The organism is Janthinobacterium sp. GW823-FHT06H09 (assembly GCF_058794735.1).
Genome location: NZ_JBXAHC010000011.1, coordinates 1 through 13,011, shown reverse-complemented (window position 1 = coordinate 13,011; position 13,011 = coordinate 1). Strand labels below are relative to the sequence as shown.

Here is a 13,011-nt window from a genome sequence, read left to right as displayed (position 1 = left end):
TTGCATTGCACAATAATGGAGTTGGCGATATATGTCTAATTTCAAATTCCAATTTCAGAAATTCAAGAAACGAATAATAAGGGCGTAGCCGCCGGCCACGCCCTGAAAAAGAATTTGTTACCAAATGTTTATCCGGCGGCGATGCGTCCCAAACCGGGATCGTCGCTGAAAAAGCCGTCCAGTCCCGTCTCGATGTAACGCCGCATTTCCGCCACGGAACCGGCTTCGTTGCGCGCATTCTCGCCATTGCCATCGCGGAAGTCGGCCGCCAGGAAACGGTTTTCCGGGCGGAAGGTCCACGTGTGCAGCAGCAAGCCCGCCTGGTGCGCATCGTCGACGATGGACGAGGGTTTTGCCAGGCGCTGGTCGGCGTCCAGCGCGATGATTGCTCGCGTTGGCGGCGCCACCACGTCCGCGTAGGCGGCGATGTCGCGCAGGCCGGCCGGCGTGGTCATTTGTCCAAACGTTAACTTTCCGCCCGCCTTGACGACATCCATCGGATGCACGTCGCCGCCCACCACCAGCTGCATCAGGCGCACGTTGGCGCGCCGTCCCAGCTTCTCGCGCAGGTACTTCAGATTCGCCACTTCGAAGGACTGGATTTCGATCGGCGCGCGGCGCGTGTATTCGTGCGCCAGCATGGTCGACAGGAAACGGTCTTCCAGCGCCAGGCCCGCATCGCGGAAGTAGGTCGAGCTTTTCAGCTCCGGCACGAGGCCGATGACGCGGCCGCTGGCGGCAGATTGCGCTGCAACAAAATCGATGATTTCTTCCCACGTGGGGATCTGGAATTGTCCATCGTACAAGGTGTTGCCGGTGCGGACTTTCGGCAAGCGTTCGATGGCGCGCAGGGTTTTCAGTTCCGCCAGGGTGAAATCGTCGACGAACCAGCCTTCGTGCCATTCGCCGTCGACCATCTTCTTGCCGCGCCGGCTGGCGAACTCGGGCCGGCGCGCCACGTCGGTGGTGTCGATCAGGTTGCTTTCGTGGCGCGCCACGAGGATGCCGTCGCGCGTGGCCACCAGGTCCGGCTCGACGTAGTCGGCACCGTCGAGGATGGCCTTGGCGTACGACGCCAGGGTATGCTCGGGGCGCAGGGCGCTGGCGCCCCGGTGGGCGAACACGAGCGGGCGGCTCGGGGGCGTGGCCAGCAGGCCGGCGGCAAAGCCCGGTGCTGCCGCCAGGGCCAGGCCGCCCACGGCCACCTGGACGAAGTTGCGGCGCGAAAAGTGCCGTTGCGCGAGGATGGGTGAGCGCATCAGAAGTCCGCCGTCAAGGTCAGGAAGCCCTGGCGCGGGGCGATGGGGAAGGTGTTGTACGTCTTGTCGGCCGCGCCCACGACCACGTTCAGCGATCCTTCGCGGTTGGCCAGGTTGCTGACGTTCACGCGCCAGCGCGGGTTTTTCAGCCAGCCGGCCATGGCCGGCAGCTTGCCCGACACTCCCAGGCCCATCAGGAAATAGCTGGGGACCGACAAATCGTTGGTGTACGTCGCGTAGCGCTTGCCCACATAGTCTCCCGTCAGTTGCACTTCGATATCGCCAAACGTGGCGGAAGCCACGAACTTGTTCAGCCATTCCGGCGAGCCCGGTACGTTCTTGCCAGCGGTCAAGACCAGCGCGGCGCCATTGTTGTAATTGTCCGCGTACTGCGAGCGGTTGTACGACAGGGCATTGTAGAACGAAAAATTGTTACCAAAGTGCACGGTGCCCGCGATATCGATGCCGTCCGTGCGCACGCTGCCCACGTTGGCCAGCACGGGATTGCCGCCGATGATGGAGGAAATCACGGGCGTGGGGCTGATCTGCAGCAAACGGTTGCTGAAATCGACGTGGTAGACGTTGACCTGGCCATCGATGGCCGTGATGGCGCCCAGGTTCAGCTGATGGCTGCCGCGCACGCCCACTTCATAGGTGAGGGCCGTTTCCGGCTTGGCGTCGCGCTTGAACAAATCAAAAGCAGCTTGGCTCGACAAGCTCCACGGCGAGGCGCCGCCGCCGCCATAGGTGACGAACTGGCGCATGTTTTTCTGGATGTTGAAGTACAGCTGGTCTTGCGGCGTGAAGTCCCAGCGCGCGCCCACTTGCGGCAGGAACCATTTTTTCGTGTTGATGGTGCCGACCGGCAAGGCCGTCGAGCCGCCCGCGATGGCGCCCAGCGCCGGCTGCACGGGGAATTGACCGTCGGCAAACTGCAGGCTGGACTTGAAACCGGCCTGCAGGGCGATATCGGGGCGGATGCGCCATTCATCCTGCAAGTGCAGTTGCACCACCTTGTTGTCGATCTCGCTGCCGTACTGCGTGATCAAGGGATTGCTGGGGCGGTCATACGGCGAGGTGGGGTTGTTGACATCGAGCGCATACCAGCGGCGGTAGGCGGACGAGCGGTTCTGTTCCAGCCACAGGCCCGCTTCCAGCTGGTGCTCGCCGATTTCCTTGCGCACGGTGGAAATGAAGCCGCCGCGCTTGATGTCGTATTCCGTCGTGCGCACGGCGTAGCCCGAGTTGCCGAACACCTGTTTCAGGTTCTGTTTCGGGTAGTACACGCTGAACAGGCCCGGCAAGCCGGCCACGCCGATGGGGCCGGCCACCACGCCGGCGCCGTCATCCTTGTGGTAATACACCTGGTTGGACCAGGTCATGCCATCGGACAAGTTTGCATCGAACTTGGCGTAGGCCAGGTAATCGGTGCGCTGCGCATCGCTGTAGTAATTGCGGTAATTGTTGCCGTCCGCGGCAGGCGTGGCGCCCGTCGGCGACAGGTAGTTCAGGGCCGCCTTGAAGTCCGGGTACAGGAAGGGGCGCGTGTACGGTGCGCTCGTTTCTCCCGCCACGTGCACGGTGCTGTCTTCGTTCGGCTCGATCTTGTCCGAGTAATTGAAGAACAGGGTCAGCTTGCCCGCCTCGCTGCGGTTGACGTATTTGGCGTTGAACTGGTCGCCGCCCTGGCGCGCATCGAAATCCCAGGCGCGCGCTTCGTGGTGCAGAATGGAAAAGTAGGCGCTGCTGCCGTCGCCGAAAACGCCCGTGTCGTAGCGGGCAAATGTGCGCGAGGTGCGGTGGCTGCCCACCGTCTGCTGCACGCTGGCGCCTTGCGTGGCCAGCGGATCGCTGGAATAGGTTTCGATGGTGCCGCCCAGGTTGCTGGTCGAAGCCGTCGCCAGGTCGCCCGCGCCCGAGGACAGCACGACGCTGCGCACGTTTTCGCTGATGACGGCGCGCTGCGGCGACAGGCCGTTGTAGTTGCCGTACTGCTGGTCGCCCAGCGGCACGCCATCCATGGTGTAACCGAGTTGCTGGCCGGAAAAGCCATGCACGAACAGCGACAGGTTCTGCTCGTTGTTGCCCCATGGATCGGCCGTCTGGAAGCTGACACCAGGCAAGGTTTGCAAGGCTTTCAGGGGATTCGTGCCGGGCAGGATTTTCTGGATTTCATTCTTGCTCAGGGCGACGGAAGAACGCGTTTTGCGCGAGGAAATCTCCACGGTGGCCATCGGTGCGTTGTCGTCGGCAGCCGGGGCGGCAGCGGCTGCCATGTCGGTAGTGGCGGATGCCACGGCGGCGGCCACGGCCGTTTGCGCCAGGGCCGGCAAGCTCAAGCCTGCGGCGCAGGCGCCCAGCAAAACGTGGAAGGAATGGCGGCGCAGGGCCAGCGTCAAGTGGGTGGTCATCATCAGCCTGTGGAAAGTGGGAAGTAATACAAGCTGCGCAGCGTAACGGCGGCGCGTGACGGGCTGATGACGAACTGATGACGGGAAGATGACAGCAGAAACAAAGGCGCCGCCTGAGAGGCGGCGCGAAGAATATTACAATTAGTTAATGCTGGCTGCGGGTGGAATGAGCACCTCGGCCGGCGCATCCGTGATGAAAAGCTGCGCGCAATCGACCTTGTCGAATTCATAATGCTGGCCGCAGAAATCGCAGTTCACGCCCACTTGCCCCACTTCTTCCAGGGTGCTGTTGACTTCTTCCTCGCCCAGCATCTTGAGCATATTGCCCACTTTTTCGCGCGTGCAGCTGCAATGGAAGCTCGGGTGCAGCGGGTCGAAGACGCGGATCGTCTCTTCCCAGAACAAGCGTTGCATCAGGGTATCGATGTCCGTCGACAGGATTTCCGTCTCTTTCAGGGTCGATGCCAGCATCACGGCGCGGTTCCACGTGTCCAGCGCATCTTCTTCCGACACGGGCGTCGCCTCGGCCTTGCCGCCATGGTGCGGCAGTTTTTGCAGCAGCAGGCCGCGCGAGACGGTGTCGTCCGTGGCCAGCCACAGACGCGTGTCGAGCTGTTCCGAACGCAACATGTAGTTTTCGATCACGGTGGCCATGTCGTCGCCGTCCAGCGGCACGATGCCCTGGTACGGTTGCTGGCCCGGCACCTTGTCGGCCGGGTCCAGGGTGATGATGAAGCGGCCTTTGCCCGTGGCGTTGAGCAATTGCGGCACGGTAGCCACGTCGGGAATGGCGGCGTCCGGGTCCAGCTTGGCCGTGGCGCGCAGGCGCAAGTCGGAATCGCATTCGACGACCATCAGGCGCACGGGACCGTCACCGTGGATTTGCATGATGATGGAGCCGTTGAATTTCAGGTTGGCCGACAGCAGGGCGGCGGCGGCCACCATTTCGCCCAGCACTTTTTTCACGGCCGTGGGGTAGGCGTGGCGCGACACCACTTCCTGCCAGGTGGTCGATACGTCGATGAACTGGCCGCGCACGGCGGCGTTGTCGAAAATAAATTTTTGCAGGGTATCCTGGCCGCTAACGGCTGCGCTGACTGCGCCCGTGGTTTCAGTCGTCATTCTCTTATCCAATCTTCTTGAGTTGCGTATTAAATAGCTGGCCGCGCTGCACATAGTTCACGGCGTTGCCTTGTAGCCTGGTGATATCGTCTGCCGTCAGGGCCCGCACGGCTTTCGCCGGTGAGCCGATGATCAGCATATTGTCGGGAAATTCCTTGCCTTCCGTGACCAGCGCGCCCGCGCCGACCAGGCAGTTTTTGCCGATCTTCGCGCCGTTCAGGATCACGGCCTGGATGCCGATCAGGGCGCCATCGCCGATCGTGCAGCCATGCAACATTGCCTGGTGGCCAATGGTCACGTTCCGGCCGATGTCCAGCGGGTAGCCCGGGTCCGTGTGCAGCACGGCGCCTTCCTGCACATTGCTGTTGGCGCCCACGGTGATGCGTTCGTTGTCGCCGCGAATCGTGGCGCCGAACCATACGGAGGTATTCGCTTCCAGGGTCACCTTGCCGATCACGTTGGCCGTGTCGGCAACAAAAGCGGAAGCATCAATCTGCGGCGCATAGTCGCCCAATTGGTAGAGTGTCATCGTCAGCCTGTGGCGGTGGTGGAAGCGCCGGGCGCGGCCGGACGCGAAAGTTTTGCGCTATTTTACGCTGTTGCAGGACAAGTCCGAGCGCCGACCGTCAATCCGGTATAATTATCGAACGGTCGTACTTTTATGTCCATCCTATCTACAGACACAGCATGTGGCGCCATCTGCGCCACTTTCAAGGCAGGCAATCAGATGAAACCCATGAAACTTTCCCGTTCCGAATTCATCAACATCCGCGGCGCCCGCACGCATGTGCGCCACTGGGGCCGCGAAGGCGCGCCCATCCTGTTCATGGTGCACGGCTGGATGGACGTGGCCGCCTCGTTCCAGTTCGTCGTCGACGAGTTGCACGGCGACTGGCACGTGATCGCGCCCGACTGGCGCGGCTTTGGCCTGAGCGACTACACGCAATCGGACACCTACTGGTTCCCCGACTACCTGGCCGACCTGGACGCCATGCTGCTGCACTATTCGCCGGACGCGCCCGTTAACCTGCTCGGTCACAGCATGGGCGCCAACGTGGCTGGCCTGTACGCGGGCGTGCGGCCCGAGCGCATCAGCCGCTTCATCAACCTGGAGGGCTTCGGCATGATGGCAACAAAACCGGAGCAGGCGCCGGGCCGCTACGCCAAGTGGCTGGATGAATTGCGCGAGCCGCCCGCCATGCGCAGTTATCCCACGCAAAAGGCCGTAGCCGAGCGCCTGCAAAAGACCAATCCGCGCCTGCCGGACGACCGCGCGGCCTTTCTCGCCGAACACTGGTCGGCGCAGAACGAGGCGGGGGAGTGGGACATCATGGGCGACCCGCAGCACAAGCGCGTCAATCCCATCCTGTACCAGGTGGAAGAAGTGATGGCCTGCTGGCGCCGCATCACGGCGCCCGTGCTGTGGGTGGAAGCTATTGAGACGAATATGTGGCAATGGATGGGGCCCAAGGAACAGGCGCGCATCGAGATCGACCGGCGTTTGGCCTGCATCAAGGATGTGCGCTGCGAGATGATGCTGGACGCGGGCCACATGCTGCATCATGATCAGCCGGCGGCACTGGCGCGCCTGGTGGAAGCATTTTTGACCTGATGTGTATCGGGAACGCCGCAGCGCGATTTGACAAGCAGCGTACAATGAAAACTTCTTCCATGCTGAGCCCGTGCAGGGTATTGTTTTCACATGCTTAAAGTCGACCTGCATTGTCATTCGAATATCTCCGACGGCGTGCTGTCACCGGCCGCCGTGGCTGCGCACGCGCGCAAGGCGGGCGTCGATGTGTGGGCGCTGACGGACCACGATGAAGTATCGGGCGTCGCCGCCGCGCGCACTGCCGCGCTGGACCTGGGCATGCGTTTCGTGGCCGGCGTGGAAATCTCGATCACGTGGGCCGGCGAAACCGTGCACATCGTGGGCTTGCAAGTCGATGAAAACAACCCGGGCCTCGTGCAGGGCTTGCACCAGACGCGTTCGGGGCGCGACGCGCGCGGCCGCGAGATTGCCCGCCAGCTGGACCTGGCCGGCATCCCCGACGCCTATGAAGGGGCCTTGAAATTCGTCGGCAACCCGGACCTGATGTCGCGCACGCACTTTGCCCGCTACATCGTGGAAATGGGCAAATGCGCGAATATCCCCGACGTGTTCAAGAAATACCTGTCGGAAGGCAAGCCGGGCTACGTCGAGCACCGCTGGGCCACCCTGGCCGAAGCCGTGGGCTGGATACGCGGCGCGGGCGGCGTGGCCGTTATCGCCCACCCGGGCCGCTACCGCTTCAGCGACATGGCGCAAGGCGTGCTGTTCGATGAATTCAAGCAACTCGGCGGCGCGGCCATCGAAGTCGTCACGGGCAGCCACAGTCCGGACCAGTATCCGGAATACGCGCAGCTGGCCAATGCCTACGGCTTCCTCGCCTCGCGCGGCACGGATTTCCATGCGCCGGGCGAATCGCGCGTGGATTTTGCCATGTTGCCGCCGTTGCCGGCCAACGTGACCCCGATCTGGCACGACTGGTTCTAGCTTGCAGCCAGGCAAATCTGCTGCGCGGCGCGCTTTGCGGCCGGCGATGCTCACCGTACTCCAGTACGGTTGCGCTTCTCGGCCACAAATCACTGCCGCTCGTGACGATTTTCCTGGCTGCCGATGCGCCGTCGTGTCGCTGCTTGAAATCTGCGTTTGCGTGCATATCTTTTTGTTATTCTTGTTATACATAGTCATCTGGAGCCATCGCCCATGAAACGTATCGTCCTTTTTATCGCAACCAACCTGGCCGTGATGCTGGTGCTGTCGCTCGTCCTCAGCTTGTTGGGCGTGGGCAATCCGGCGCGCGGCAGTACGCTGAACCTGGGCAGCCTGCTGGTGTTTTCGCTGGTGGTGGGTTTCACCGGGTCCATCTTTTCCCTGTTGATCAGCAAGCCGATGGCCAAGTGGAGCACGGGCGCGCGCGTGATCGACAATCCGACCTCGTCGACGGAATTGTGGCTGGTCAATACAGTGCGTGCGCTGTCCGAGCGGGCCGGCATCGGCATGCCGGAAGTGGCCGTGTACGAAGGCGACGCGAATGCGTTTGCCACGGGCGCGTTCAAGAATTCGGCGCTGGTGGCCGTGTCCACCGGTTTGCTGCAAAGCATGAACCGCGATGAAGTCGAAGCCGTGCTGGGCCACGAGATCGCCCACGTTGCCAATGGCGACATGGTCACCTTGACCCTGATCCAGGGCGTGGTGAATACCTTTGTCGTCTTCATGGCCCGCGTGGTGGGTTTCTTTGTCGACAATGTGCTGTTGAAAAATAACAACCGCGAAGGCGGCGGGCGCGGCATCGGTTACTTTGTGACCGTGATGGTGTGCGAAGTGATCTTCGGCCTGCTCGCTTCCATCATCGTCGCCTGGTTCTCGCGCCAGCGCGAATTTCGCGCCGATGCCGGTTCAGCCAAGCTGCTGGGCAGCCCCACGCCGATGATGCATGCGCTGGCCCGCCTGGGCGGCGTGCCGCCGGGCGAACTGCCGCAATCGATGCAGGCGCTGGGCATCAGCGGCGGCAATGGCGGCTGGGGCGCGCTGTTCGCCACCCATCCGCCCATCGAAGAACGTATCGCCGCGCTGCGCAGCGTACAATAATGCTAACTTAACAAGCTGGTTCGCCAGAACGCTTACACATGAGTCAATTTTTCCAGATTCACCCTGAGAATCCGCAATTGCGCCTGATCAAGCAGGCGGCCCAGATCATCCAGTCCGGCGGCGTCGTGGCCTTGCCCACGGATTCCTGCTACGCGCTGGTGTGCCAGCTCGACGACAAGGGCGCCGTCGAGCGCCTGCGCCGCATCCGTGGCGTGGATGAAAAGCACCATCTGACCTTGCTGTGCCGCGACTTGAGCGAGCTGGGCGTGTATGCCCGGGTCGACAACCGCCAGTTCCGCCTGCTCAAGGCGGCCACGCCGGGCGCCTACACCTTCATCCTGGAAGCGACCAAGGAAGTGCCGCGCCGTCTCAGCCATCCTTCGCGCAAGACCATCGGCCTGCGCGTGCCGCAGCACCGCATCGTGCAATGCCTGCTGGAAGAGCTGGGCCAGCCGCTGCTGGGTGCGACATTGACCCTGCCCGGCGACGAGGAGAGCCTGACGGATGCCGACACCATCCGCGAACGGCTGGAAAAACTGGTCGACCTGATCATCGACGGCGGCGTCTGCGCGCACGGCCCCAGCACCGTGATCGACCTGACGGGTCCGGAGCCGGAAGTGGTGCGCGTGGGACGCGGCGACCCTGCCGTGCTGGGCTTGTAGAGGGGCATTGCCCACCTGTTGCGGCGCAGCTCTTCATTTGTTCTTAATGACAACGTAAGAAAGGGCCTGGGACGCCTCTGGTAGAATCGCGGTCATGAGCGATTTCAATACGATAGTCCAGACCGTTGCGGTGTATCTGGTGCCGGTGCTGTTTGCCATTTCCCTGCATGAGGCGGCGCATGGCTACGCCGCCCGCTATTTCGGCGACCCCACGGCCTCGAACGAGGGCAGGCTGAGCCTCAATCCGATCCGGCATATCGATCCTTTCGGCACGATCCTGCTGCCGTTGATACTGTATTTCACGATCCAGGTACCGTTCGGCTATGCCAAGCCGGTGCCCGTCGATTTCAGCCGCCTGCGCAATCCGAAGAAACAGATGGCCTGGGTGGCGTTTGCCGGGCCTGGCGCCAATTTCGTCATGGGCCTGGGCTGGATGATCGCCTTTGTCGTGCTCAGCGTGCTGCCGCCGACGGAAATGGGCATGTTTTTCCGCAAGATGGCGGGCGCCGGCGTCAGCGTCAATGCGGCCATGTTCGTCTTTAACCTGATTCCCGTGCCGCCGCTCGATGGCGGACGCATCATGACGGGCTTGCTGCCGATGCAGCTGGCGCGCCCGTACGCCAGCATCGAGCGCTACAGCCTGTATGTGTTCGGCGCCCTGGTGCTGCTGATGTACACGGGCATCCTGAACCGCGCCCTGCTGACGGCGATCGAATTTGTCATAGGCATTTTTGTCACCGTGGTCACGCCCCTGACGGCCCTGTTGACTTGATGCAAGCAACTGGATGGTTGTAAATAATTGATGGAAGTACCGATGCAAGCAATTGAACCAACAGTAGACACTGAAACGATTTCCGGTTGGCTGCGCCGCTGGGCGCCCCTGATCCCGGGCGGCGAAGTGCTGGACCTGGCCTGCGGCGCAGGCCGCCATGCGCGCCATCTGGTGAGCCTGGGCCACCCGGTGCTCGCGCTCGACCATGATCCGGAAATGCTGGAAAAGGCGGCCGGCACGGGTATCACCACCTCGCTGGTGGACCTGGAGGCGCCGGGCGCCGTGTGGCCCTTCGCTCCCGGCCGCTTTGCCGGCATCGTCGTCACCAATTATCTGCACCGGCCGTTGCTGGAAGCCATGATTGCCAGCCTGGCGCCCGATGGCGTGCTGCTGTATGAAACGTTTGCCGAGGGTAATGAGCAGTTCGGCAAGCCGTCGAATCCGAAATTCCTGCTCAAGGAAGGCGAAATGCTGACCTGGGCCGTGCAGCAGGGCTTGCGTGTGGTAGCGTATGAAGATGGGCGCGTCGAACAGCCAAAAGCTGCTCTGGTGCAACGAATTTGTGCCGTCCGGCCGGATTTTCCACGGTTGGCAGCCTTGCTGCCGACGTTTTGAGCGGCCATACTATGTCAGAATGCACCACAGGCGCGGGCTATCCGCTACAATCGTTGTTTTATTTATCGGCGCTATAAACTTACTATGATCAAGGGCAGCATTGTAGCAATCGTCACCCCGATGCACGCAGACGGCAGTCTGGACTTTCCAGGTCTGCGCAAGCTGATCGACTGGCATATCGCCGAGGGTACGGACGGCATCGTCATCGTTGGCACAACGGGCGAATCGGCAACAGTCAGCGTGGAGGAACACTGCGAACTGATCCAGTTGACCGTCGAACATGCCAAGGGACGCATTCCTATCATCGCCGGTGCCGGAGGCAACTCCACGGCCGAGGCCATCAAACTGACGCGTTACGCGAAAGAAGCGGGCGCCGATGCTGTCTTGCAAGTGGTGCCGTACTACAACCGTCCTACCCAGGAAGGCATGTACCAGCACTTCAAGGCCATCGCCGAAGCCGTCGACATCCCCGTCATCCTGTACAACGTGCCTGGCCGCACGGTTGCCGACATGAGCAACGAAACGATCGTGCGCCTTTCCGCCATCCCGAATATCGTCGGCGTGAAAGATGCGACCGGCAATATCGGCCGCGGCATCGACCTGCTGCGCCTGGTGCCGGCCGACTTCGCCGTGTACTCGGGCGACGATCCGACGGCCATGGCGCTGATGTTCTGCGGCGGCCACGGCAACATTTCCGTGACGGCCAATGTCGCGCCGCGCGCCATGCACGAACTGTGCGTCGCGGCCATGGCGGGCGAGCGTGCCACGGCGATTGCCATCAATAACAAAGTTTTCCCTCTGCACCAGAAATTGTTTGTCGAGCCCAACCCGGTGCCCGTCAAATGGGCGATGGCCGAAATGGGCCTGATGCCTGCCGGCATACGCTTGCCACTGGTGCCGCTGGCTGAAAACTGCCATGCCACCGTGCGCGATGCCTTGCGCGACGCCGGCGTCCTGTCTTAAGGCCGAACTTCAAGCCCGGACTTGACCAGTCCGGACCTTCCCTGATTCCAGCTGCTACTTAGCTTCTTATCCAGTTACGACATGACTAATTGCAAGAAAAACCAATCGGCGCCTGCCACCATCGCCGTCCGCGGCATCGTCATCGGCGCCGTCGCAGCCAGCCTCGCGGGCTGCGGCATGATCAGTTCGGTAGTCGGCGGCGACAAGGTCGACTACAAGTCGGTCAAGAAAGCCGGCACCCTGGACGTGCCGCCTGACCTGACGCAATTGCAGCAGGACAACCGCTACTCCTTGCCGGATGCGAAAAACGGCGTGGCCACGGCGTCCGGCTACAACGCGCAGCGCAATGCCACGGCCGGTACCCCGGTCGTTGTGGGCGCCGACGGCGTGGTCGGCGTGGTGCCGGTCACGGCAGGCGGCGTGAAGGTCGAGCGCGCGGGCAACCAGCGCTGGCTGGTCGTCAAGCAGTCGCCCGAGGTGCTGTGGCCGCAGCTCAAGCAATTCTGGGAAGATTCGGGCTTTACCATTGCCGTCGACCAGCCGACGGCTGGCATCATGGAAACCGAGTGGAACGAAAACCGCGCCAAGGTGCCGCAAGACTTTATCCGCAGCACCATCGGCAAGGCCTTCGATTCGCTGTACTCGACCGGTGAAAAAGACAAGTTCCGTACCCGCGTGGAGCGCCTGGCCGACGGTTCGACCGAGATCTACATCAGCCACCGCGGCGTGGAAGAGGTTGTCACCGGCCGCGACAAGGAAACCACCACCTGGACCGCTCGCCCGAACGATCCGGGCCTGGAAGCGCAATTCCTGGCCAAGCTGATGACGCGCCTGGGCGCGGCCAGCGACGAAGCACAAGCGAAGACGTCCGTCGATGCCGCGATTGTGCAGCCGCAGCACGCCAAGCTGGTGGGCGATGCCGCCACGCCGGCGCGCGCCATCGAAGTCGATGAGGGTTTCGACCGCGCCTGGCGCCGTGTCGGCCTGGCGCTGGACCGCGTCGGCTTCACCGTGGAAGACCGCGACCGCACGCAAGGCACGTATTTCGTGCGTTACGTCGATCCGGACGCGGTCAAGAAAGATGGCTTCTTCTCGAAGCTGTTCAGCTGGGGCTCGTCGTCCGACAAGGACAAGGAAGCGCAGCGCTACCGCGTCCTGGTCAAGGCCGGCACTGGCTCGACCAGCTTGGTCAGCGTCCTCAGCAACGAAGGCAAACCCGATACCTCGCCAGTGGCCGAGAAGATCCTGGGTCTGCTGAACGACCAGTTGAAATAAGCGCTACATTCGCGGCAGGCATCAGAACCTGCCGCGCATTAAAAAGGCTGGCCCGGGAAACCGGGCCAGCCTTTTTTAATTGTGAATGCACTTGGACGTAGCAACGCCCAACAAAACCGTAGCGAGCGCCAGTGATTTGTGGCTAAGAAGCGCAACCGTACTTTAGTACGGTGAGCATCGCAGGCCGCAAAGCGCCGCGCGCAGTAGGTTTGGTTGGGCGTTTACTGTCCAGTCCTAAAATAGGTTGACAGTATTTATTGCTGCACAAACGCCCGATGCACCGCATCGGGCGTTTTGT

Annotated in this window: 12 protein-coding genes; 8 read left to right on the top strand and 4 right to left on the bottom strand. The window is 62.2% G+C overall.

Annotation, left to right across the window (positions count from 1 at the left end):
- Nucleotides 1–128: 128 nt before the first annotated feature.
- The 4 genes from AC1Q6X_RS19375 to AC1Q6X_RS19360 form a co-directional block, all read right to left on the bottom strand.
- Complete coding sequence (locus tag AC1Q6X_RS19375; protein WP_492498255.1) at nt 129–1,247, bottom strand: glycerophosphodiester phosphodiesterase; 1,119 nt, start codon at nt 1,245–1,247, stop codon at nt 129–131.
- 11 nt (nt 1,248–1,258) lie between these two features.
- Nucleotides 1,259–3,673 (bottom strand): TonB-dependent receptor, encoded by a 2,415-nt coding sequence (locus tag AC1Q6X_RS19370; protein WP_492498171.1) that lies wholly within the window; start codon nt 3,671–3,673, stop codon nt 1,259–1,261.
- Between the two features lie 138 nt (nt 3,674–3,811).
- Nucleotides 3,812–4,792: an Hsp33 family molecular chaperone HslO gene (hslO, locus tag AC1Q6X_RS19365; protein WP_099408975.1), complete on the bottom strand. Its 981-nt coding sequence runs from the start codon at nt 4,790–4,792 to the stop codon at nt 3,812–3,814.
- A 4-nt stretch (nt 4,793–4,796) separates the two neighbouring features.
- Complete coding sequence (locus AC1Q6X_RS19360) at nt 4,797–5,321, bottom strand: gamma carbonic anhydrase family protein (protein ID WP_070221433.1); 525 nt, start codon at nt 5,319–5,321, stop codon at nt 4,797–4,799.
- A 207-nt stretch (nt 5,322–5,528) separates the two neighbouring features.
- Between AC1Q6X_RS19360 and AC1Q6X_RS19355 the strand changes: the two genes are divergently transcribed.
- The 8 genes from AC1Q6X_RS19355 (at nt 5,529) to bamC (ending at nt 12,713) form a co-directional block, all read left to right on the top strand.
- Nucleotides 5,529–6,404 (top strand): alpha/beta fold hydrolase, encoded by an 876-nt coding sequence (locus AC1Q6X_RS19355; protein ID WP_230505710.1) that lies wholly within the window; start codon nt 5,529–5,531, stop codon nt 6,402–6,404.
- A gap of 90 nt (nt 6,405–6,494) precedes the next feature.
- Nucleotides 6,495–7,328, top strand: a complete 834-nt coding sequence (locus AC1Q6X_RS19350; protein WP_492417830.1) for a 3',5'-nucleoside bisphosphate phosphatase — start codon at nt 6,495–6,497, stop codon at nt 7,326–7,328.
- A 213-nt stretch (nt 7,329–7,541) separates the two neighbouring features.
- Nucleotides 7,542–8,426, top strand: a complete 885-nt coding sequence (gene htpX / locus AC1Q6X_RS19345; protein WP_492417828.1) for a protease HtpX — start codon at nt 7,542–7,544, stop codon at nt 8,424–8,426.
- A gap of 38 nt (nt 8,427–8,464) precedes the next feature.
- A complete protein-coding gene (locus AC1Q6X_RS19340) occupies nt 8,465–9,088 on the top strand; it encodes an L-threonylcarbamoyladenylate synthase (RefSeq protein WP_070221428.1) in 624 nt (207 codons plus the stop codon).
- A 94-nt stretch (nt 9,089–9,182) separates the two neighbouring features.
- Nucleotides 9,183–9,860, top strand: a complete 678-nt coding sequence (locus AC1Q6X_RS19335; protein ID WP_070221427.1) for a site-2 protease family protein — start codon at nt 9,183–9,185, stop codon at nt 9,858–9,860.
- Between the two features lie 42 nt (nt 9,861–9,902).
- Complete coding sequence (locus AC1Q6X_RS19330; protein WP_121670209.1) at nt 9,903–10,475, top strand: class I SAM-dependent methyltransferase; 573 nt, start codon at nt 9,903–9,905, stop codon at nt 10,473–10,475.
- An 84-nt stretch (nt 10,476–10,559) separates the two neighbouring features.
- Nucleotides 10,560–11,438 carry a 4-hydroxy-tetrahydrodipicolinate synthase gene (gene dapA / locus AC1Q6X_RS19325; protein WP_086136194.1) on the top strand — a complete coding sequence of 293 codons (879 nt, stop codon included), beginning with the start codon at nt 10,560–10,562 and terminating at the stop codon, nt 11,436–11,438.
- Nucleotides 11,439–11,519: 81 nt separating this feature from the next.
- A complete protein-coding gene (bamC, locus tag AC1Q6X_RS19320; RefSeq protein WP_070221425.1) occupies nt 11,520–12,713 on the top strand; it encodes an NlpB/DapX family lipoprotein in 1,194 nt (397 codons plus the stop codon).
- Nucleotides 12,714–13,011: the final 298 nt, after the last annotated feature.

Coding starts and splice junctions, on each gene's coding strand:
- AC1Q6X_RS19370 (WP_492498171.1), bottom strand. CDS start 3,673: ATGATGACCACCCACTTGACGCTGGCCCTGCGCCGCCATTCCTTCCAC.
- hslO (WP_099408975.1), bottom strand. CDS start 4,792: ATGACGACTGAAACCACGGGCGCAGTCAGCGCAGCCGTTAGCGGCCAG.
- AC1Q6X_RS19360 (WP_070221433.1), bottom strand. CDS start 5,321: ATGACACTCTACCAATTGGGCGACTATGCGCCGCAGATTGATGCTTCC.
- AC1Q6X_RS19355 (WP_230505710.1), top strand. CDS start 5,529: ATGAAACTTTCCCGTTCCGAATTCATCAACATCCGCGGCGCCCGCACG.
- AC1Q6X_RS19350 (WP_492417830.1), top strand. CDS start 6,495: ATGCTTAAAGTCGACCTGCATTGTCATTCGAATATCTCCGACGGCGTG.
- htpX (WP_492417828.1), top strand. CDS start 7,542: ATGAAACGTATCGTCCTTTTTATCGCAACCAACCTGGCCGTGATGCTG.
- AC1Q6X_RS19340 (WP_070221428.1), top strand. CDS start 8,465: ATGAGTCAATTTTTCCAGATTCACCCTGAGAATCCGCAATTGCGCCTG.
- AC1Q6X_RS19335 (WP_070221427.1), top strand. CDS start 9,183: ATGAGCGATTTCAATACGATAGTCCAGACCGTTGCGGTGTATCTGGTG.
- AC1Q6X_RS19330 (WP_121670209.1), top strand. CDS start 9,903: ATGCAAGCAATTGAACCAACAGTAGACACTGAAACGATTTCCGGTTGG.
- dapA (WP_086136194.1), top strand. CDS start 10,560: ATGATCAAGGGCAGCATTGTAGCAATCGTCACCCCGATGCACGCAGAC.
- bamC (WP_070221425.1), top strand. CDS start 11,520: ATGACTAATTGCAAGAAAAACCAATCGGCGCCTGCCACCATCGCCGTC.